Raw genomic sequence first — 19,542 nt, 5'->3', positions numbered from 1 at the left:
GGCCGCCATCGTCTGCCAACCCTCGAGCCAACCACCAGGGTCGTTTATCTTCTGCAGTAGCGATTTCCCCTTGCCGCCCGTGGGGCCGGTCGGGTCGGCGGGGATGGCGATGATGTACTTGGTGAGATCCGGGTGGTTGGTGAGGGCTGCTTTGACGGATGCGTCGAGCTGCGACTTATCGACGTCGGCGTGGCCGATCCAATACTTCGCTTGCCAGCCGTGCTCGGCGCCGCCGGGAAGGGTCCAGTAGCACTCGACGCCTCCATCGCCTCCGGCTCCGTGAAGGGACACGAACTTCGCGTCGGCGTGCGGGGGCTCTTGCGCGACCAGCTCGCAGATGAGTTGCTCGTATCCGTCGCGCTGGCCTCCCGCGCCCAGCGAGCGCACGCGCGCAAAGTCGATATCAGGAATGTTCACTCGGTCTCCTCGCTGTGCCGGACAAGCAACTGGGCGCGCTTATCAGTTCCCCCATTTTCGTTCAGCGAAACCGCGCATAAACTCGTCCAGATCATTGCAGGTACGTCCTTCGTTCGAGGCGAATCATGTGGCGCCGAAACCATGCGCTAGCCCTCAATCACAACCCCGCTCACCTTGCTCTCGTAGTCCACGTCCATCGGGATGAAGCTGCCGTGGAAGAACAGACCGGACCTTCGCGGAGCGGTGGTCCCATCGGGCGGCAGCGTCACCGCCTCCCGATATCCGAGCGGCCGTCCACCGATCACGTGCTCGGGTAGTCGCCCTATGACGATGGTGGGGTACGGTGCCACTCCGCCCGGTAGATCCTCACCGAAGTGGCGCTTTGCCCGCGCATGGAACATAGCGGCGTAGACGTTCGCGATCATCCAGGCCTCGGCGAGCACGATCGGCACATCGACCCGCAGCGAGATGGCTTCCACTCCCTGCTTCGGCTTTACATGGGGCCGGCTAAGGTATGTCAGCATCGGGCGGTCGAAGATCGGCACCGACTTCCCTTCGCCGAACGCGCTGAGCGGGATCCGGCCGACGTCATCGGGCGGCGTCGTGATGAACTCGATGCGGACGTCGCCACGCGCGCTCACCGCAAGGCCATGCTTGACCTTGTTGTGGGCCGCGTTGACCGACAGCTCGTCGCCCGTCAGCAGCGAGCTCGCGTGGTTCACCCACGCCACGGCGGTCTCTGCAGCGGCGGCCGCGTTCTCGTCGACGCGCGTGCCAGGCGCGAAGAGGCATCGCAGGAACAACTCCTCATCGCTGTTTACGGCGGCCATGGTCGTCTGGACGACATCAATGAGGGCGTTTGGGCTATCCGCAACGAGGAGCCATGTGCTCGGCGCGTCGCCTTCTTTCGGCTTCGCGGCTGTCACGGCGTACATGAAGCGGAGCAGCGCTTCAGCCGCCTGGTGGCGCAGGCTGAGCGCCTCGACCGCTATCTGCAGCCGACGATCCCGTTCGGCGAATGCGAGCAACGAGTCGGTCTTTGTCAACCCGAGCGCCGCAAAGAACTCCGGTTCGTCGGCCGGCGTCGGGGCCGCCGCACTGTGCTGCGCGGCAAGCAACGATGAAATCCGCGAGGCGAAGTACGAGGCGGGGTGAGAGAGGAAGAACTCGTCATCGAGTGCCTTGGCATGGCTCTTGCTCAGATGGATGCTGTCTGCGCGTAGGTGGAGGTGCATCGGGTTCCCTTCGACATCTGCTCACTATTCTGGCCGCGCCCGCCGACAGTACCTCCAACTGCTCACGCTTGCAGATTCTGGCCGATGAGCGCATAAGTGTGCCCAGCCGGTGCGGTCACCTGCTCCCGCCGCCTGTTTAGACTGTCACTCCGTCCTCAATGCGAGAGCGAAGCGGCTATCTGAGCTGGATGAGCAACCCCGCTCGATTTCCAGATCAGAGTTGGTCGTCGCCGAGACCTCGAAGCAATCGGGTTGGAGGACTCGCGCTCATAAACATGAACGGACCACGATGCGCCGCTCGACCACGGTTCCAGTGACCCTGAAGTGCTCGCAGGCTCTCACGAAAATGATCTCGCACGCGCCCGTGTCAGCAACCACGCCGATCCCCACAGACTCTTCGTGTGAGCAGCGCCGCTACCGCGGGTTCGCTCACGACCGGCGAGCCTGCGGGAATTCTTGTCAGAATCGGAGGGGAGGCACGATCGCATGCAGCGTTGACGTTCAACCCGGCTAGCGTCTCGGATGGTCTGGGCATCGGTCCGCGATGGGCGAACTGCTAGCGTGCGCGCGTGCCGACGACCTTCCCGAGCGTGACGGCCACATCAAAATCCCGATCCCACTTGAGCGCGACCAGGTCGTCCAACTCCATCTCAGGGCGGAGCAGATCGAGGACATCGGCTTCGAACACTGAGCCCGGTTCGGCAAGGTCGAGCGCGTCACCGCGGAAGTGCTGATACGTGTTGCGTGAGCGAAACATGACCGAGTACCCACCATCTACAAGCTGCCCCACAGAGACATCCCACTTCGATTCAAGTACCTGAAGCGTATCGGCGACATCTTTGGCGTTGAACGGCTCCGTTAACAGATCGACTCCCACCGCTTCTCGAGTGGAATCCAGTGGAAGTGTCTCCGCCCAGTGCACCGAGAGGTGACGCTCCAAACCGATAATTTCACGAACGGCTTTGTTGAGCTCCAGGTAGTTGGTGTTCAGATTCGAACGCATCCAGCCCGTGATCCAAAGGATCGGGGCGTTAATCAGATTTGCCCGCAACGAGCCATTGCCTCCACCGTAGACGGATTCACGGATGCTCGTCAGCAGCTCTTCGCAGTGGTAGTCCTTGCAGAAGCGGAACAGGTGTGCGGATTGCCGCGATAGGCCGTTCCAGGGTGAAGACTGTGGGAGCGGGAAGTCATCCAAAATCGTCTCCAGTTCGCGTTGAAGCTCTGGCTTGGCGGCCGACAAGACGAGAGCGTCGTCGGTCTCGTCCCACCGCCCAGCGCCCTCGTAGTCGAATTTCGCCTTGCATGAGGCATATATAACGGCCTGAGCACACGTATTGAATAGCTCGGTGCTCACCCGGTACGCAACCTCGCAATGGTAATTCGGGTTGAATCTGCCGAGCTCCTCATCGGCGACCTGCTCGAAGATCTGCTTCGCCGACAGCACGTCTCGCGCGGCACGCCTGAGGATCCGATCGATCTCGTCGGACGAACTGTCGATGGGCGGTTCGTTAGGGCGCAGGTCATCAATGAGCTCCGCGATTGTCGCGTCGATACGCTCAAGGGTCATCCGAAGCAGGCCGTGAACGCTGTCAATGCGCAGCCGCTGCGCCTCGTCTTGGAGCAGCATCTGCTCAACGATTAGATCAAGGTCGCCCAGGAAGGGATACCTGTCACGGATAAGCGCATGACGTCGCCCGCGCGCGTTCTGCTTCGTGAACATCTCGGCTATGACAAGGCCGAGCGCGAAGACGTCCGCCGGTTTGCCGATGGCGAGGGCGTTGTTCCTTACCATTTGTTCGGGAGCGAGGTAGTTGCGGTTCACTAGTAGATCCCCGCGAGCCGTGAGCGAGGAGTCCTTGAAATGCGCGATGCCGAAGTCGGCCAGCACGAGCCGACGCATGTCAGGGTCGACGAGGACATTCTCAGGTTTGATGTCGCGATGCACTATGCCGTCGCGATGTGCGTACGCGAGAGCATCGCAGAGTTGGCGTGTGTACTCGAGAAGCAAGTCAGCATCGGTTTCGTCGCTGATCACGTTTCGCAGTGTCATTGGGTAGAAGTCCATGACGTAGTAGAAGAAGGTCTCGTCCTCTGAGCACGCGTGGATACTCACGACGTTCGGATGATTCGATGTCTGTCCGTACTCAATCTCCTGCTTGAAACGCTTGTTGCGGGCTGAGTCCGCGTCGCGGTCCTTCTTGATCCGTTTGATTGCGAACACATGACCGTCGGGCATGCGGCGGACCTTCCACACTACGGCTGATCCGCCTTCTCCCGGGGCTGAATCACGCTCGTAGGTGACGCCATTGATGATGAAGGGTTCACGCTTCGGCATGAGCCCACGCTACTCATCTCCTCGGGTGCTGATGTCGGCCGCCTGAAGTGAGCGGGGGCCGATCGCCCCGACGAGCCTCAAAGCGGCTAGAAGGCGCCGAGACGAACGAGGGCTATAGCTGGCCATCGACAGGCGTCTGCCGACCTCACGTGAACCTCGCCGAAGTGACCAACGGCTATCCAGGGCCGGGACCAAACAGGGACCAGAACCATGCATCCCATGCATTGCAGGACGTGAAATCGACCCCGCAGGGTCGCAGAAACACCGGAAAATCAACGGAAACGGCTCATGCGGCTGCCTGGGGGTCAAGGGGTCGCAGGTTCAAATCCTGTCAGCCCGACCGAAAGGCCCGGAACTCGCACGAGTCTCCGGGCCTTCGGCATTTCAGGAAGTCCTGCTCTTGGGTCGATACGTCCGGGCGAGACTGCGCCTGTTCGCCTCATCGATCTCGACCAGCTCCCAGTCGAAGCGGCGCCCACCGGGGACATCGAAGATACGGATCCCGTCGCCGAGGAAGACGGGCGCGACGAACACCTGCAGCTCGTCGATGAGATCGTGCTCCAGCGCCTGCCGAGCGATATCGGCGCTGATGATCTGAATGTCTCGATCGCCGGCGATCGCTTGCGCGCGGTCGATCGCCTCGACGATGGAGCAGTTCACGGCGATGACGGTCGGGTCGTCCGCCAGTTCCTCCGGCCGGTGCGTGAGGATGAACTCCGTCCCCGACCACGCTCCGCCGTAGGCTTCGGCAGTCCTCTCGTCACGCTCGTCCCGCTGTGCCTGGGCCGCGTCATACCCGTCGCGGCCGGAGATGATGACGGCCACCTTCGAAGCCATCCGCTCTGTGGTGCCCTCAGCGTGCGGTTCGGAAGCGGCGAGCCACGACATATCGTGTCCGGGACCGGCGATGAACCCGTCGATCGATGCGGTGAACCCCCAGGCGACTTTGCCCATGCTGACGCTCCTTCGCTGTTGCGTGTGAGTGTAACTGAGCGGTGATCCGTCGGTCTGCTCGTCTCACCGTCAACCCGTTGACCCGGTGACCGCACGCGAGTAGACAGACGGCATGAGCGAAGCATCAGGCACGATGAAGACGCTGATCCAGAAGATCGGCCGAGCGAAGGAGCTGGATGCGCCAGCCACGACCTTGATTGGGTGGGTCAAGACGGCGACCCGGTCGAAGGGCGTGAAGAACGCCCTGTCCGGATCATGGCTCGGGCATCAACTGCATCCGATGCTCACGGACCTCCCGATCGGCGCCTGGGGCGCTGCGGTGGCACTCGACCTCACAGGCGGGGAGGAGAGCGCCGCAGCTGCGCGCCGCCTCGTCGGCCTCGGCATCCTGGCATCCGCGCCGGCCGCCCTCTCGGGCGCCTCAGACTGGTCCGACACGATCGGCGCCGACCGGCGCGTCGGCTTCATCCACGCGGCATCCAACGCCACTGCGAGCGTGCTGCAGGCCAGCTCCTGGCTCGCCCGTCGACGCGGCCATCGGGGAGCGGGCATCGTGCTCAGCATCCTCGGCCTGTCGCTCACACTCGGCTCCGCCTATCTCGGCGGTCACCTGTCCTTCGTCCGTGGCATCGGTGTGAACCACACGGCGTTCCAGCGACCGACCCGCAAATGGACAGACGTCGCCGCCGAGAGCGACCTCGCAGACGGCTCGCTCACCCGGGTGACCGTGGGAGACGTTCCCGTCCTGCTCGCCCGGCAGAACGGCGAGCTGCACGCGATCTCGGCGGTGTGCACGCACGCCGGGGGACCACTCGACGAGGGAACCCTCGACGCCGACGGCTGCGTCACGTGTCCGTGGCACGGCAGCCGGTTCCATCTGGAGGACGGCGAGGTCGAGCGCGGCCCAGCCAGCGTTCCGCAACCGCTCTGGGAGGTCAGCGTGGATGACGGCCGGGTCAGAGTTCGCGCAACCTGATGACAACAGCCTGCGATACGGACATCACTCCGCACATCGTCGACGTCCTGCGCCCCGACGAGGTCTTCGTGTTCGGCTCCAACTCCGGCGGTCAGCACGGCGGTGGAGCTGCGCGCGTGGCTCATCAGCGCTTCGGAGCGGTCTGGGGCGAAGGCCATGGCCATCACGGTCAGACGTACGCCATCGACACCATGAACGGGCTCGACGTGCTCGCCGACGAGGCCCGAAGCTTCATCGCGTACGCCGCAGCACATCCTGAACTCCGCTTCCTCCTCACGCCGGTCGGCTGCGGGATCGCGGGACACACGCCCGAAGAGGTCGCGCCGCTGTTCGTCGGCGTCCCCGCCAACGTCACGATCCCCGAATCCTTCGTTCCGCATCTGTCTGCTTGACTGGGCAGATGGAGCGTCTTCAGGTTCCGCTCTATCTCGCGGCCCTCGCCATCGGCGCTGCCGTCGGCCTGCTGTTTCCGGTCATCGCGCAGCCGGCCGAAATCGCCATCACACCCGTGCTCGGTCTGCTGCTCTACGCGACGTTCTGCGGCGTGCCGTTCGCGAAGATCGGCCGGGCATTCCGCGACTGGCGGTTCCTGACGACGATCTTCGCCGTGAACTTCGCCGTCGTCCCGATCGTCGTCTGGATGCTGTCCCGCATCGTCGCCCATGACCAGGTGCTGCTCGTGGGTGTCCTGTTCGTGCTGCTCACCCCGTGCGTGGACTACGTCATCGTCTTCACAGGCCTCGCCGGCGGCTCACGAGATCGGCTGCTCGCAGCCACGCCACTGCTGATGCTCGCGCAGATGCTCCTTCTGCCGCTTTACCTCTGGGCCTTCGTCGGTGCGGACTTCGTCCTCGGCATCGACCTCGCGGCGTTCGCTGAAGCCTTCGCGCTGCTCATCATCCTGCCGCTCGCCGCAGCCGGTCTCACGCAGCTCGCCGCAGCACGCACCCGCTGGGGCGGCCGGGTGCTGAGCACGGTCGAAAAGAGCATGGTGCCGCTGATGATGCTCACGCTCGCTGTGGTCGTGGCATCCCAGATCGCCGGCGTGGGGGAGCGGATCGGTTCGCTCCCGCTGGTGATCATCGTCTTCGTCCTGTTCGCGGCGATCATGGTCCCGGTCGGACTGGCCGCAGCACGTATCGCGCGACTCGATGCACCGGGCTCGCGAGCGATCGTCTTCAGTGGCATGACCCGAAACTCGCTCGTCGTCCTGCCGCTGGTTCTTGCTCTTCCCGCCGCATTCTCCCTCACGCCGCTGATCGTCGTCACGCAGACGCTCGTCGAACTCGTCGTGATGGTCATCGCCGTGAAGGTCGTTCCGCGGTTGATCCCGGCCGCGCGCACACGCAGCATCCCCGCATAGCGCCGCGAAACGGACGTTGTGTCACGCGCTCCGAGACCTGTCAACCCCCTCACAGCGACACCTTCGGCCCCGGGAGACTGCTCGTGATGGCGGTATCAGCTCTTGGAGCACCCCGCCACGGGATCGAGGAGGAACCATGGAATCGACACCGGACGCCGCTTCTGATGCCGGCGAAGACATCCGCGACGTGGACGACGAGATCCCCGAGGCCGATCTGCCATCGTCGGCCGAGCAGCCCGAGACCCAGGGCGATGACCCTGTGGAGGCGGAACTCGGCGACGAAGGACAGGGCGACCTCGCGCCCGAGGATCTCTGACCGGCGGAAGCAGCCGATCAAGGCCGGCGAGGAGAGTGGACACCATGTCGGAGCAGACGATATACCGAGCACCCATGCGTTCGCGCGATCCTGATGTGCCGACCGGCATCGCCGTGACGCGGGCACTCGAGGGAGGACTGTGCGGTGTCGGCGGACGACTCGATCATCCACCTGCTTCGCTGTCCGACGCCATCGTGCAGACCGATGCGACGTACGGTGAGCGCGCAGCGCGACGACTCGAGCGATTCGCGTCAGCTGCGCTCAGGTCGTTCGTGTGGACCCGCGATCTGAATGCGTCTCTGTGGCTCGGCCGGATAGGCGGGGCGTGGATATACGACGCGAATCCGGGGGCGTGGGCTGTCGACCTGATGCACGTCCGGGCATGCGAATGGATCCCGACGCCCATCCCGCACGAGCAGGCGCCTCCGTCCGTGCGTGCCTCTTTCGCGCGCGGCGGCCGCAACTGGCAGCGGATTCGCGCCGCCGACGCCGCAACGGGAACCGCCCGGACATGGTCGCGATACTGGCACGACGCGCCGGTCCCGGGCACTCGCCCATTCGGATAGTCAGCCCGATGCACAGGTGCGAATCATGTCGCGCCGCCGGCTTCTCGCGCCCGCGCCACGACAATGCCGCGCTGCGATGTCCAGAAGCCGTCGAGCATCTCGCGCAGCTGGGCGGCATCGACGTCGGCACCGAACGCTTCAGCGCCTGGCTCGAGCATGATCCCCGACGCAAGAGGGCCTGCGAGCACGGGATCGAACCCGAGCGCGTCCACGAGGGATGACACGACGTCGACATCGGCCGGGTTATCACCGGCGACGGCGATCGCCTTGCGACCGGATGCCCCGGCCGGACGCGCCTCATCCTCGAGGTCCTGATACCCCATGTGGCTCAGCGCCTTCACGACCCGCGCTCCGGCGAGGTGCGTCTGCACGAGCTCGCTGGTCGACGTCTGCGGATCGCTGAGGTCGTCTCGGATGCCGTCCGAGCCCCACCAGTAGTTCGTGGCGTCGATGACCAGCCTGCCGCGCAGCGCGTCGGCGGGCAGCATCCGGTATCTTCCGAGCGGAAGCGCGAGGATGACGGCATCCGATTCGGCGATCACGGTCTCGACAGGCGCGGCAATCGCACCGAGTGCTCGAATCCGCCCGGCGATGACCGCGGGGTCACCCGAGTGCGCGACGAGGACGCGCAGACCGGCGGATGCCGCGAGCCGAGCGAGCACGCCGCCGAGCCGACCGGCCCCGAGAATGCCGAGAGTCTGGATCGTGCGCGCGGAGGTCACTCCGTCATCGTAGAACCCGGGCCCGAGCAGTCAGTCAGAGCTGGTTCACGCGGATCAGGTTGCCGGACGGGTCGCGGAAGGCGCAGTCGCGTACGCCGTAGTCCTGATCGGTCGGCTCCTGCACGATGTCGGCTCCGCCGGCTTCGAGCTTCTCGAACAGCCCGTCGAGGTCGTCGGTGGCGAGCGTGACGGCGCCATAGACGCCCTTGGCGATGAGGTTCATGATCGTCTCGCGCTCCTCATCGCTGATGCCAGGATCGACGGCAGGCGGGCTCAGCACGATCGATGTCGAGCTGCCCTCGGGTGCCACCGTGATCCAGCGCATGTTCTCGTAACCGACATCGTTGCGGACTTCGAAGCCGAGCAGATCACGGTAGAAACCGAGCGCCGCATCGGCGTCGGTGTGAGGCAGGAACGCGTAGTGGATGTTGATGTTCATGGCATTCACGCTAGGCGGATGCCGTCACCTGCGCTTCTCGATTCCTGACCGGTCTGGTCACCTGCTTGGCCAGGCACGGTGGGACGCCGTCCACTGAGTGCGACGGGTCCTCGCGGTACGCGCTCGGCGAGACCCCGACGAGCTCGGAGAACCGGGTGCTGAACGTGCCGAGGGACGAGAACCCCACGGCGAAGCAGATCTCGGTGACGGACAGATCGCCTCGACGCAGCAGGGTCATCGCCCGCTCGATGCGCCTCGTCATCAGGTACGAGTAGGGCGGCTCGCCGTAGATCCGCCGGAACTCGCGGCTCAGGTGACCGGCCGACATGTGCACGCCGCGCGCGAGGTCCTCTACGTTCAGCGGACGCGCGAACTCACGGTCGATCCGGTCGCGCACGCGGCGCATGACCGTGATGTCCGCCCGGTCGCTCGCTGCCGCCATGCGTCCATCCTGTCAGGCCTTCTCGCGCTCGGGACATCGAGCGGCGAACGCATCAGGAATCGAGAAGTGCTGTCGCGCCCGCCGCCGATAGCGTGGGGTCACGGCAACGAAACGACGAGGAGACAGCACCATGACGAAGAACGACGCCGGAGGATTCTCCGCAGAAGAGCGCGCCGCGATGAAGCAGCGTGCGGCGGAGCTCAAGGCCGACGCCAAGCGCGCCAAGGGTGCTGCGAAGGCAGCGGCCGAGAAGGCAGAGCAGCTCGCGAAGATCGCGCAGATGCCGGATGGCGACCGCGAGATGGCCGAACGCCTGCACGAGATCGTCGAATCCGTCGCGCCGGACCTGGCGCCGAAGCTGTACTACGGTCAGCCCGGCTACGCGCGGGACGGCAAGGTCGTGGTGTTCTTCCGCAGCGGCCAGATGGACAAGGAGCGCTATTCGACGTTCGGCGTGAGCGCGCAGGCCGCCCTGGACGAGCCGACCGGATTCTGGCCGACCTCGTACGCGCTCATCGACCCGACAGAGAAGGCGTGGGAGCAGTTGAGCGAGGTCGTGAGGCGCGCGGCAGGAGCCTGATCGTAGAGTGCTGTCATGGCAGACATCGATGTGGACGTGCTCGTCATCGGCTGGGGCAAGGGCGGCAAGACGCTCGCCGGAGCGCTCGGCAGAAAGGGTCGATCCGTCGCACTCGTGGAACAATCCGCGTCGATGTACGGCGGCAGCTGCATCAACATCGCCTGCGTCCCGACGAAGGACCTCGTGCACAGCGCATCCGAGCGTCGGGAGGACGATGACCCGCAGTCGTATTTCATGGATGCTGTGGCCGGGCGCGATGCGCTGACCGACAAACTGCGTGCGCGCAATCACGCCATGCTCGGCGAGGTCGACAGCGTCACGCTCATCGACGGCCGCGCACAGTTCACGGGACCGCACGCCGTCGAGGTCTCGGCAGGCACCGACATCCTCAGCATCCGCGCGGCGAACATCATCATCAACACGGGCACGGAGCCGGCGCGGCCGGCGTTCCCGACCGAGAGCTCGCGCGTCTTCGACTCGACGACCATCCAGCACATCGATCCGCTGCCCGAGCGGCTCATCGTCGTCGGCGGCGGCTACGTCGGGCTGGAGTTCGCGCACATGTTCGCGAAGTTCGGGTCGCGAGTGACTCTGCTCGATCACGGTGACACGTTCATGAAGCGCGAGGACCGCGATGTGGCCGATGCCGCGCGGTCGCTGCTAGAGGAGTCCGGCGTCGAGCTCGTGCTCAGCGCCGATGTCCGTGCCGTTCGGGAGGACTCTGCGGACGTCAGCGTCGACGTGACGGTCGCAGGCGAGAGCTGTGCGCTTGCCGCGGATGCCGTGCTCGTCGCCGTCGGTCGGCAGGCGGTCACGACGGATCTCGGTCTTGACGCCGCCGGTGTGGAACGGGACGAGCGCGGCTACATCACCGTCGATGACAGGCTGCGAACGTCAGCCGAGCACATCTTCGCCGTGGGCGACGTGAACGGCGGACCGCAGTTCACCTACATCTCCCTCGACGACAACCGCATCGTCATGGATCAGCTCGACGGCTCAGGCACGAGGTCGACGAGCGACCGCGTCGCCGTCCCGTACACGGTGTTCCTCACCCCGCCGCTTGCCCGGGTCGGAATGGACGAGGACGAAGCGCGGGCCAGCGGTCGGCGCGTACGGGTCGCATCGAAGGCCGTCGCCGATATCGCGGCGATGCCGCGGCCGAAGATCATCGGCGAAACCCACGGCCTCATCAAGGTGCTGGTGGATGCCGACACCGATCTGATCCTCGGGGCCACGGTGTTCTCGATCGACGCGCAGGAAGTGATCAATCTGCTCGCGCTGGCGATGCGCCACGACGTCACGGCGAGCGAGCTCCGCGACAGCATCTGGACGCATCCGTCCAGCACCGAGGCACTCAACGAGGTGCTCGCGTCGACGCGTCCGTTGTAAGCGGTTCGTCAGTCGACGCTGCCGGCGGCAGCTGTCGCCCTGTTGCGGCGGAGCTGTCGGACGCGCACCACGATCCAGGCGACGACGGCGATGACGACGACCGCGATGACGACCTTCTGGAAGATGCCCGCATACTCCTCGACGATGTGCCAGTTGGCGCCGAGGTAGAAGCCGGCGAGCACGAAGATCGTGTTCCAGATCGCACTCCCCGCGGTGGTCAGCATGGTGAAGCGCAGCAACGGCATCCGTTCGATGCCCGCCGGGATCGAGATGAGGCTCCGGAAGATCGGGATCATCCGGCCGAAGAACACCGCCTTCGATCCGTGCTTCTCGAACCAGGCCTCCGTGCGCTCGACATCCTCGACTTTGATCAGCGGAATGCGCTCTGCGATCGCGTACATCCGCCGTCGCCCGAGCCAGGCGCCGATGCCGTACAGGGCGAGAGCGCCGACGATCGACCCGACCGTCGTCCAGATCAGAACCTCGACCAGGCCCAGAGTTCCCTGCGCAGCCGTGAAGCCGGCCAGCGGCAGGATGATCTCGCTCGGCAGCGGCGGGAACAGGTTCTCCAGCGCGATGGCGACGCCGGCCCCGACTCCGCCGAGGGTCTCCATGAGGGCGACCGCCCAGGCCGCGATCGCGTTGAGGTTCTCGGCTCCGGCATCCATGACCACCAGCGTAGGGAAGACCGTCTGTGGATCCCCGCAGAGTCACCCGATGTTCACGTCGGCGTGGAACGGACGCAACTGCGGGATCCAACACCGTACGGCCTGCGCATACGCCACGTACTCGGCCCCGAAGCGGGCTTCGAGGTCGTCCTCCTCGAGCGGTCGGACGATCCAGTTCCAGATCAGCGACCCGCTCAGGGCGTAGACGATCACCACCCACGACCCCATCGCGAGCCCCACGGCGACGCCCTGTGCGATCCCGGCGATCGCCATCGGATTGCGGACGAACCGGTACGGACCGGTGACCACCAGCCGGCGTGCCATCGCCGATGGCAGTGGTGTGCCCTCGCCCTGCGTCGACATCACGGCGGCGGACCAGAGCCCCAACGCGCCCGCGGCGACGAACAGGATGCCGCCGCCCACGCGCACCGCATCGGGGAAATCGACGTGCAGGCTCCACCGCTGCTCGAAGAAGACGATGACCGCCGGGATCACCCCGAGGAACAGCCCCCAGAACACGACGATCTGCGCGGCCGAGCGAGTGACATGCGCACGGGTCGTCGTCGCCGTCGCGAGCCGGAAGGAGAACGGCCCGAAGAGGATCCACTCGGTGGGAGCACGCCCCAGCCAGACCAGCAGCCCTGCGGCGATGCTCCCGACGGTGGCGGCGATCATGAGCAGCACGCCCCACCCGGCGAGCCCTGTGAGTGTCGCGTACAGCGCCATGCCGGCAGCGACGACCGCGGTCCACGGTACGACGATCCACACGGCCCTGCGCACGCCGACAGCGACGAGCAGCGACGCGATGACGAAGAGCGGGATGTCGAAAGCGGCCACCAGTACCGGATCCAGGCGCCCCAGTGTGAGTTCGCGGACGGATTCCGACAGGGCCACACCGAACCACCAGATGGTGCCCGCGATGGCCTGCGCAGTGAAGTACAGGCGGCCGGTCCGCGCGTCGAGTCTCGACAGCAGCGAAGACGGCATGCAGCGAGTCTAGAGGTCTGCAGCGCGAAGCCCTTGCCTCTGCCGCCGGTCTTCGTAGGCTGTAGCCATGGACAGGACGATCGTTGTCGCGATGCCCGCCCCGATCCCGCACGGGCATCGTGTCGAGGTAGTCGAGCGGGTGGATGAGAACGGCGAGCGTTCGGTCCTCGCCGTGACGGATCTGGAGACGCGGATCCGGTACGAGCACTCCCGGTCCGCCGTCTCGGGAGCGGCGACCTGGGTCGGTCGGGTTCTGGAGTGCGCGGTCAACCCCAGCCGTGCGGGTTTCAGCACCACGCTGCTGGTCGACCCTGTCGGGCCCGGTGCGGCCGAGGCCGATGTGGCCCTGCGCGGGGCGGATGCCGCGGCATCCGCCGTCACGGACGAGGCGCTCCGCTGGGGCGGGGCTGACCGCAAGCCCGAGCCGGAGGCGCCGCGCTTCTGGTGAGCTGACGCGTTCAGCGGAAATCGCGCGATCGGTGCTCGATGCCGGTGCGCAGATCCTGGAATGCATCCGCGAGCACGTTGATCACACCCTCGGGTGAGCGCTCCAGGATCCCGCGGATGATCAGCGCGGGGGAGTCGCGAGCGATGCGGCGGTAGCGATTCCAGACCCCGGCGGAGCAGACCACGTTGACCAGGCCGTGCTCGTCCTCGAGATTGAGGAACGTGATGCCGGATGCCGTCGCCGGGCGCTGTCGGTGCGTGACCAGTCCCGCCACCTCGATGCGCCGCCCGACCTCATGCTCGCGCAGCTGGGTCGCGGTGAGCACGCCGCGTTCATCGAGTGCCGAGCGGAAGTGCACCATCGGGTGGTCGTCGATGGAGACGCCTGTGGTGGACAGGTCAGAGGCCAGGCGTTCGTAGCTGGTCTGATCGGTGAACAGCGGCGGCTGCACGGACAGGGTGGTGCCCGGCAGATAGCGGGCTCGATCCTCGGCGGCTGCGCCGGAGAGCCAGACCGCCTCGCGGCGAGTCAGCCCGAGGCATTCGAAGGCGCCGGCGGATGCCAGGGACTCCAACTGCGCCGCCGTGGCATCCGTTCGGCGCACCAGATCATGCAGGTCCCGGTAGGGGCCGTTCGCCTCGCGCTCCGTGACGATCCGCTCTGCCATCGGCGTGCCGATGCCGCGCACGCTGCCGATCCCCAGCCGGACGGCGAACGCGCCGTCACGGCGATGCGCCTCCGACTCATCCGGTGCGTCGCGGTCGAATTCGCCTGGGGTCGGCTGCTCGTAGACGGCACACGACTCTCTGCCGGTGGGACCTGTGGGGCGGGTGGGACCGGTGGCATCGATCGGCTCGAGTCCTGCTTCCGCTGCCGAGGCGTGCAGATCGGGACGCCGAACCTGCACGCCATGCCGGCGGGCGTCCGCGGTGAGCGTCGCAGCGGAGTAGAACCCCATCGGCTGTGCGTTGAGGAGCCCGGCGAGGAACGCGGCCGGGTAGTGCAGCTTCAGCCAGGAGCTGGCGTACACGAGCAGCGCGAACGACAGCGAGTGCGATTCGGCGAATCCGAAGTGGGCGAATGCCTGGATCTGCGCGTAGATGCGATCGGACTGCTCGGGGGAGAGCCCGTGCCGCGTCATGCCGGCGTACAGCTTGTCGCGGATGCTGTCGATCCGCTCCAGCCCGCGTTTGGACCCCATCGCCCGCCGTAGCGTGTCCGCTTCATCGGCGTCGCAGTCACCGATGGCCGTCGCCATCTGGATGAGCTGCTCCTGGAACACGGGGATGCCCTTGGTGCGCTCGAGCACCGGCTCCAGCACCGGATGCGGGTAGGTCACCGGGTCGACGCCCATCTTGCGCCGGACGAACGGGTGAACGGCGCCGCCCTGGATGGGGCCGGGGCGGATGAGAGCGATCTGGATGGCGAGATCGTAGAACCTCCGCGGCTGCAGCCGGGGGAGCAGCCCGATCTGCGCACGCGATTCGACTTGGAACACTCCGATCGAGTCGGCGCGGCAGAGCATGTCGTAGACCGCTGTCTCTTCCTTCGGGATCGTCTCCAGCTTCCACGTCTCACCCGTCGAAGCGGCGACGAGGTCGAAGCAGTTCTGCAGAGCGGCGAGCATGCCGAGCCCCAGCAGGTCGAACTTGACCAGCCCCATCCACGCCGCATCATCCTTGTCCCACTGGATGACGGTGCGCTTCTCCATGCGGGCATGCTCGACCGGAACGACCTCGCCCACTGGACGCGCGGTGAGCACCATGCCGCCGGAATGGATGCCGAGATGCCGTGGTGCCTTCAGAACCTCACCGGCGTACTCCAGCACCGTCTCGGGGATGTCGTGGCCGTCGGCGGGCATCAGGTCTGCGCCCCAGCCGTCGACCTGGCGCGACCAGGCGTCCTGCTGGCCGGGGGAGTAGCCCAGTGCCCTCGCCATGTCGCGCACGGCGTTCTTCGGGCGGTACTGGATGACGTTCGCGACCTGCGCCGCGTTCTCGCGCCCGTACTCCCCATAGACCCACTGGATGATCTCCTCGCGGCGCCCGGAGTCGAAGTCCACGTCGATATCCGGCTCTTCCTCGCGGGTGCTGGCGAGGAACCGTTCGAACGGCAGACCGTAGAGGATCGGGTCGACGGCGGTGATGCCCAGCAGGTAGCAGACCGCGCTCGCAGCTGCCGATCCGCGGCCCTGGCAGAGGATGCCGCGCCGCTTCGCCTCGGCGACGATGCCGTGCACGATGAGGAAGTAGCCGGGGAAGTCCTTCTCGTCGATCACGTTGAGTTCGCGTTCGATGCGGGCACGGCCGGCGGCATCGAGTCGGGGGTACCGGTTGGGCACCGCCTCCCACACCAGATGCCGCAGCCAGCTCATCGGCGTGTGCCCGTCAGGAACCTTCTGCCGTGGCAGGGCGGGGCGCGCGCGGCGCAGTTCGAACGCCGACTCCTCGGCGATGCGCAGCCCGTGCGAGATCGCGCCGGGGTAGCGGCGGAATCGCTCGGTCATCTCCGCGCCACTGCGCAGATGCGCCGACCCGTGCGACGGCATCCACCCGTCGAGATCGTCCATGCTGCGGACTGCGCGCACTGCGGCGACGGCCTCGGCGAGCCCGGCGTGCTGAGGCGCCGCGTAGTGCACGTTGTTCGTCGCGACGATGGGGAGATGACGGGATGCCGCCAGCTCGGCGAGAGCGTCGTTACGGCGGGAGTCCTGCGGATCGCCGTGGTCATACAGCTCGATGGCCACGTTGTCGTGCCCGAAGAGGTCGACGAGTCGCCGCAACGGCGTCTCGGCGTCCCCGCGGGCCAGCCCCTGCCGGACGCCGCCCTTGCGGCATCCGGTGAGGATCGTCCACTGACCGTCCGCGCTCGCCGCGAGGTCATCGAGGTCGTAGACGGGGCGGCCCTTCTCGCCGCCGCGCAGCTGCGCCCGGGTTATCGCCCCTGACAGCCGGTGATACCCCTCCATGCCGCGCGCGAGCACGAGCAGATGCTCGCCGACCGGGTCGGGGATGCCGCCTTGAGGTGCAGGGAGACCCAGCGACAGCTCTGTGCCGAAGACGGTCTGCAGGTCGATCAGGGGGTTCCGGGTCTTCAGCAGATCGGCCGTCTCGGCGAAGCGCGCTGCTCCGTAGAACCCGTCGTGATCGGTGATCGCGAGGGCGCTGAGGCCGAGGCGTGCGGCTTCGGCGAGCATGTCTTCGGGCGGGGAGGCGCCGTCGAGGAAGGAGTACGAGGTGTGCGCGTGCAGCTCGGCGTACGGGACGGCGTTCTCCGGAGGGTCGACCGGCGGCGGAGAGACGGACCTGCGCTTGCGGCTGACCGGTCCGGGGTCCGGCCGGGTGGGAAGGGGTTCGCCGCTGAGCGTCTTCTCGAGCTCGTTCCACGGCATCGCCGGATTGTGGAAGCCCATCAGCGGTACCTCCCCTCGACCCACCAGGAGCCGTCCTCCCAGAGAGCGAGCCAGGCGCGCTGGGACTCGTCGACGATCTGGAACCGCTGCGCGTTGCGGGCACGGTCGGCGTCCCAGGCGCGTTCCCGAAGCGGCCAGGGGCCGGCCCAGCTGAGCACCGGGATGTCTTCGATCCGTGCCGGCGGAGTCGACAGCATCCCGCGCTCGTCCACCGTCGGGGGCGTACCATCGGCCCCGGTCACCCTGGCGGGCAGCGGCGGGGAGAACACCTCAGAGGGGAGGGGAGCCGGAAGGCTCCCCGGCCAGGGCAGCTCGGCATTCCGTTCATGCGGGGTCTTGTCGCCCCACGGCTGGAACAGCTGCCTCTCCGCCAGCCGTCGCCCTCCGGTCACCTGCGGGGTCACGACGCCGCGATGCCCGAGCAGCGCCTGCACGCGAGACACCGCATGATGCAGGCGCTGCTCCGGCCCCTGCCCGAACAATCCCGGCTGATGATGCGCGCTGTCATCGACGCGCGTCGGGGTGATCCGCACCTCGAGGATGCCGGCGCCGGTGTTTTCAGAACCGACCCGCTCGGTGTCGGCGAACGCTCCCGCCATCCCCTCGAGCTGCCAGCGCACCCGATCGATCAGATCACTCGCCTCGAACGACGTGGGATGCATCCAGACCCGTGACGAGACGCCCCCGTCGTCATCGGTGAGGTCGATGCGCACCTCCGTGCACACTTGTGAGAGCTCGGCGAGGGCTGCGGTGACGGCATCCGCTGTCTGACGCACCGCGAAGGCGACCTGCTCGGCCTGCGCGAGGGGGCTGTCGAACACGATCTCGCGCGCGAGCTGCGGCTCAGGAGTCTGCGGCGTCAGCGGTCGCGAGTCCGCGCCCGCAGCAAGATCGTGCAGCCGCACCCCCTGCTCGCCGAGCCGGTCGCGGACGTGACCGGCCTCGAGCGCGGCGAAATCGGCCAGCGTTCGCACCCCGAGCTTCGTCAGCAGCGCCGTGATCTGCTCGTCGCCCAGCACGTGGACGGGGAGCGGCGCGAGGAAATCACGCGACCCTCCCTGCCCGACCACTCGAACGGGGTCTGCCAGGCGAGCCGCCTGCTCGGCCGTGAACAGGCCGTCCGCGACGCCGGAACGCGCCCCTGGATGGGTGTGCTCGGCGAGCGTGTCGATGAGATGGAGGGCGGCCTGTTCCTCTCCGCCGTAATAGCGGGCGGCTCCTCGAGCCCGGAGTGCGACCAATCCCGGTCGCAGCGGTTGGATGCCAGGCACCAGCTCTTCGAGCAGGCGGAGCACAGGGAGGAACATCCGCTGCTCCTGCAGCGGGTCTGCGGGAAGGATCCGCAGCCCGGGGGAGCTGGTCTGGGCGAGTCGGCGACGCTGTCCCCGGCGCACTCCCTGGGCGCGGGCGGACGCCGAGCATGCGACGACGAAGTTCGCCTGCACGACGGCGACCGGCTCGTCCCCTGGCGGGGAGCCGAGCGCCGCACGCACCGGCCAATCCGGCAGCCACAGCACGAGGTGACGGGGAGGCGCGTTCATCCCGCGACCGCCAAAAGGCCGGGCCTCGAAAGATCGGGTGCGGGCAACGGTGCGACAGGCCGCAGCGCAACAGGAGCGGCATCCACCCGCCCGAGCGAGGTCGGCATCTGCACGCGCACCCGCCTGCCGGACTCGAACCGGCGCCCCGACGCCCGCAGCGTCACAGTGCGATCCGACAGCAGCCCCCACCCGGAGCCCAGACCGTGCCACTCGGTCTCCTCCACGCGGATCGTCGCCTCGCTCTGCGGCCAGGGGGCGGTGACCAGCAGCGTGCAGCCGCGGTCGCGCAGGCGTGCGTTCAACCGGGCGATGTCGGCATCTGCGACACGGCTGCGCGGGTGCACGGCGATGATCGGGATCACCTCGGAGAGAGCCACAGCGACGGTGAGCCAGCGCGGGCCGGGGTCGGGCACGAGGATGAGCCGCTCGAGCTCGACGCCGAGATCGCTCATCGCCTCGACGCCGATCGTGGGCATGCCGATGATCGCGCACCATGAACCCTTCTGCGACGGAGCGGCGAGGAGGGCGCCGAGCAGACTCGGAGAGGGAGAGAGGGAGTAGGCGGAGCCCACTCGAAGGCCGGGGTCGGGAAGCAGCCCCTCCAGTGCCGGATCGAGCGGAAGGAAGGGGACGTCGCTGCGCCGCCGCTGCATGCGGGAGATCTCGCTGCGCAGGCGATGCACCTCCTGCGCGCGGGAGGCGACGCTCTCGCGAGGGAGAGCCGCGGGGGCGGGAAGTGCGGTGCCCAT

General features: G+C 66.9%; 18 protein-coding genes. 7 read left to right on the top strand and 11 right to left on the bottom strand.

Annotated features, from left to right (window positions below):
• Nucleotides 1-563: 563 nt before the first annotated feature.
• The 3 genes from LQZ87_RS08805 to LQZ87_RS08795 all read right to left on the bottom strand — a co-directional run bounded on the left by LQZ87_RS08805 (nt 564) and on the right by LQZ87_RS08795 (nt 4,944).
• Nucleotides 564-1,652: a hypothetical protein gene (locus tag LQZ87_RS08805; protein ID WP_230103091.1), complete on the bottom strand. Its 1,089-nt coding sequence runs from the start codon at nt 1,650-1,652 to the stop codon at nt 564-566.
• A gap of 556 nt (nt 1,653-2,208) precedes the next feature.
• On the bottom strand, nt 2,209-3,990 hold the full coding sequence (locus LQZ87_RS08800) for a serine/threonine-protein kinase (RefSeq protein ID WP_230103090.1): 1,782 nt from the start codon (nt 3,988-3,990) through the stop codon (nt 2,209-2,211).
• Between the two features lie 384 nt (nt 3,991-4,374).
• On the bottom strand, nt 4,375-4,944 hold the full coding sequence (locus tag LQZ87_RS08795; RefSeq protein WP_230103089.1) for a dihydrofolate reductase family protein: 570 nt from the start codon (nt 4,942-4,944) through the stop codon (nt 4,375-4,377).
• 112 nt (nt 4,945-5,056) lie between these two features.
• Between LQZ87_RS08795 and LQZ87_RS08790 the strand changes: the two genes are divergently transcribed.
• From LQZ87_RS08790 to LQZ87_RS08775, 4 genes are all read left to right on the top strand, one after another.
• Nucleotides 5,057-5,920 (top strand): Rieske 2Fe-2S domain-containing protein, encoded by an 864-nt coding sequence (locus tag LQZ87_RS08790; RefSeq protein ID WP_230103088.1) that lies wholly within the window; start codon nt 5,057-5,059, stop codon nt 5,918-5,920.
• Entirely contained in the window at nt 5,920-6,312 is a 393-nt protein-coding gene (locus LQZ87_RS08785) for a hypothetical protein (protein WP_230103087.1), read from the top strand. The genes LQZ87_RS08790 and LQZ87_RS08785 overlap by 1 nt, the downstream gene beginning before the upstream one ends.
• Nucleotides 6,313-6,320: 8 nt before the next feature.
• Nucleotides 6,321-7,283, top strand: coding sequence for a bile acid:sodium symporter (locus LQZ87_RS08780; RefSeq protein WP_230103086.1), 963 nt, complete (start codon nt 6,321-6,323; stop codon nt 7,281-7,283).
• 136 nt (nt 7,284-7,419) lie between these two features.
• Entirely contained in the window at nt 7,420-7,599 is a 180-nt protein-coding gene (locus LQZ87_RS08775) for a hypothetical protein (protein ID WP_230103085.1), read from the top strand.
• Nucleotides 7,600-8,188: 589 nt separating this feature from the next.
• On the opposite strand, the gene LQZ87_RS08770 is transcribed toward LQZ87_RS08775, so the two are convergent.
• The 3 genes from LQZ87_RS08770 to LQZ87_RS08760 are packed head-to-tail and all read right to left on the bottom strand — an operon-like array spanning nt 8,189 to nt 9,768.
• Nucleotides 8,189-8,887, bottom strand: coding sequence for an NAD(P)-binding domain-containing protein (locus tag LQZ87_RS08770; RefSeq protein ID WP_230103084.1), 699 nt, complete (start codon nt 8,885-8,887; stop codon nt 8,189-8,191).
• 34 nt (nt 8,888-8,921) lie between these two features.
• Nucleotides 8,922-9,326 carry a VOC family protein gene (locus tag LQZ87_RS08765; protein WP_230103083.1) on the bottom strand — a complete coding sequence of 135 codons (405 nt, stop codon included), beginning with the start codon at nt 9,324-9,326 and terminating at the stop codon, nt 8,922-8,924.
• 10 nt (nt 9,327-9,336) lie between these two features.
• Nucleotides 9,337-9,768 carry a helix-turn-helix transcriptional regulator gene (locus tag LQZ87_RS08760; protein WP_230103082.1) on the bottom strand — a complete coding sequence of 144 codons (432 nt, stop codon included), beginning with the start codon at nt 9,766-9,768 and terminating at the stop codon, nt 9,337-9,339.
• A gap of 130 nt (nt 9,769-9,898) precedes the next feature.
• Here LQZ87_RS08760 and LQZ87_RS08755 point away from each other — a divergent pair, with 130 nt between their 5' ends.
• Both LQZ87_RS08755 and LQZ87_RS08750 read left to right on the top strand, forming a co-directional pair.
• Nucleotides 9,899-10,348: a DUF1801 domain-containing protein gene (locus LQZ87_RS08755; protein WP_230103081.1), complete on the top strand. Its 450-nt coding sequence runs from the start codon at nt 9,899-9,901 to the stop codon at nt 10,346-10,348.
• Between the two features lie 15 nt (nt 10,349-10,363).
• Complete coding sequence (locus LQZ87_RS08750) at nt 10,364-11,737, top strand: FAD-dependent oxidoreductase (protein WP_230103080.1); 1,374 nt, start codon at nt 10,364-10,366, stop codon at nt 11,735-11,737.
• Between the two features lie 8 nt (nt 11,738-11,745).
• Here the strand turns inward: LQZ87_RS08750 and LQZ87_RS08745 are convergent, their stop codons facing one another.
• Nucleotides 11,746-12,405, bottom strand: a complete 660-nt coding sequence (locus LQZ87_RS08745; RefSeq protein WP_230103079.1) for a DedA family protein — start codon at nt 12,403-12,405, stop codon at nt 11,746-11,748.
• A gap of 42 nt (nt 12,406-12,447) precedes the next feature.
• Complete coding sequence (locus LQZ87_RS08740) at nt 12,448-13,392, bottom strand: isoprenylcysteine carboxylmethyltransferase family protein (RefSeq protein ID WP_230103078.1); 945 nt, start codon at nt 13,390-13,392, stop codon at nt 12,448-12,450.
• 67 nt (nt 13,393-13,459) lie between these two features.
• Between LQZ87_RS08740 and LQZ87_RS08735 the strand changes: the two genes are divergently transcribed.
• On the top strand, nt 13,460-13,840 hold the full coding sequence (locus tag LQZ87_RS08735) for a hypothetical protein (protein ID WP_230103077.1): 381 nt from the start codon (nt 13,460-13,462) through the stop codon (nt 13,838-13,840).
• Nucleotides 13,841-13,850: 10 nt separating this feature from the next.
• Here the strand turns inward: LQZ87_RS08735 and LQZ87_RS08730 are convergent, their stop codons facing one another.
• From LQZ87_RS08730 to LQZ87_RS08720, 3 genes are read right to left on the bottom strand one after another with little or no spacing between them, the layout of a single operon-like run.
• The gene (locus tag LQZ87_RS08730; protein WP_230103076.1) at nt 13,851-17,252 is read right to left on the bottom strand and encodes an error-prone DNA polymerase; all 3,402 of its coding nucleotides are present in this window, start codon (nt 17,250-17,252) and stop codon (nt 13,851-13,853) included.
• A complete protein-coding gene (locus LQZ87_RS08725) occupies nt 17,252-18,793 on the bottom strand; it encodes a DNA polymerase Y family protein (protein ID WP_230103075.1) in 1,542 nt (513 codons plus the stop codon). The genes LQZ87_RS08730 and LQZ87_RS08725 overlap by 1 nt, the downstream gene beginning before the upstream one ends.
• Complete coding sequence (locus LQZ87_RS08720) at nt 18,790-19,542, bottom strand: hypothetical protein (protein WP_230103074.1); 753 nt, start codon at nt 19,540-19,542, stop codon at nt 18,790-18,792. The genes LQZ87_RS08725 and LQZ87_RS08720 overlap by 4 nt, the downstream gene beginning before the upstream one ends.

The sequence above is a fragment of the Microbacterium sp. Bi121 genome (assembly GCF_918698005.1).
In the GTDB taxonomy this organism is placed as follows: Bacteria; Actinomycetota; Actinomycetes; order Actinomycetales; family Microbacteriaceae; genus Microbacterium.
This window is presented reverse-complemented; position numbering and strand designations above follow the sequence as displayed.

Coding starts and splice junctions, on each gene's coding strand:
- LQZ87_RS08805 (WP_230103091.1), bottom strand. CDS start 1,652: ATGCACCTCCACCTACGCGCAGACAGCATCCATCTGAGCAAGAGCCAT.
- LQZ87_RS08800 (WP_230103090.1), bottom strand. CDS start 3,990: ATGCCGAAGCGTGAACCCTTCATCATCAATGGCGTCACCTACGAGCGT.
- LQZ87_RS08795 (WP_230103089.1), bottom strand. CDS start 4,944: ATGGGCAAAGTCGCCTGGGGGTTCACCGCATCGATCGACGGGTTCATC.
- LQZ87_RS08790 (WP_230103088.1), top strand. CDS start 5,057: ATGAGCGAAGCATCAGGCACGATGAAGACGCTGATCCAGAAGATCGGC.
- LQZ87_RS08785 (WP_230103087.1), top strand. CDS start 5,920: ATGACAACAGCCTGCGATACGGACATCACTCCGCACATCGTCGACGTC.
- LQZ87_RS08780 (WP_230103086.1), top strand. CDS start 6,321: ATGGAGCGTCTTCAGGTTCCGCTCTATCTCGCGGCCCTCGCCATCGGC.
- LQZ87_RS08775 (WP_230103085.1), top strand. CDS start 7,420: ATGGAATCGACACCGGACGCCGCTTCTGATGCCGGCGAAGACATCCGC.
- LQZ87_RS08765 (WP_230103083.1), bottom strand. CDS start 9,326: ATGAACATCAACATCCACTACGCGTTCCTGCCTCACACCGACGCCGAT.
- LQZ87_RS08760 (WP_230103082.1), bottom strand. CDS start 9,768: ATGGCGGCAGCGAGCGACCGGGCGGACATCACGGTCATGCGCCGCGTG.
- LQZ87_RS08755 (WP_230103081.1), top strand. CDS start 9,899: ATGACGAAGAACGACGCCGGAGGATTCTCCGCAGAAGAGCGCGCCGCG.
- LQZ87_RS08750 (WP_230103080.1), top strand. CDS start 10,364: ATGGCAGACATCGATGTGGACGTGCTCGTCATCGGCTGGGGCAAGGGC.
- LQZ87_RS08745 (WP_230103079.1), bottom strand. CDS start 12,405: ATGGATGCCGGAGCCGAGAACCTCAACGCGATCGCGGCCTGGGCGGTC.
- LQZ87_RS08740 (WP_230103078.1), bottom strand. CDS start 13,392: ATGCCGTCTTCGCTGCTGTCGAGACTCGACGCGCGGACCGGCCGCCTG.
- LQZ87_RS08735 (WP_230103077.1), top strand. CDS start 13,460: ATGGACAGGACGATCGTTGTCGCGATGCCCGCCCCGATCCCGCACGGG.
- LQZ87_RS08730 (WP_230103076.1), bottom strand. CDS start 17,252: ATGGGCTTCCACAATCCGGCGATGCCGTGGAACGAGCTCGAGAAGACG.
- LQZ87_RS08725 (WP_230103075.1), bottom strand. CDS start 18,793: ATGAACGCGCCTCCCCGTCACCTCGTGCTGTGGCTGCCGGATTGGCCG.
- LQZ87_RS08720 (WP_230103074.1), bottom strand. CDS start 19,542: ATGGGCACCGCACTTCCCGCCCCCGCGGCTCTCCCTCGCGAGAGCGTC.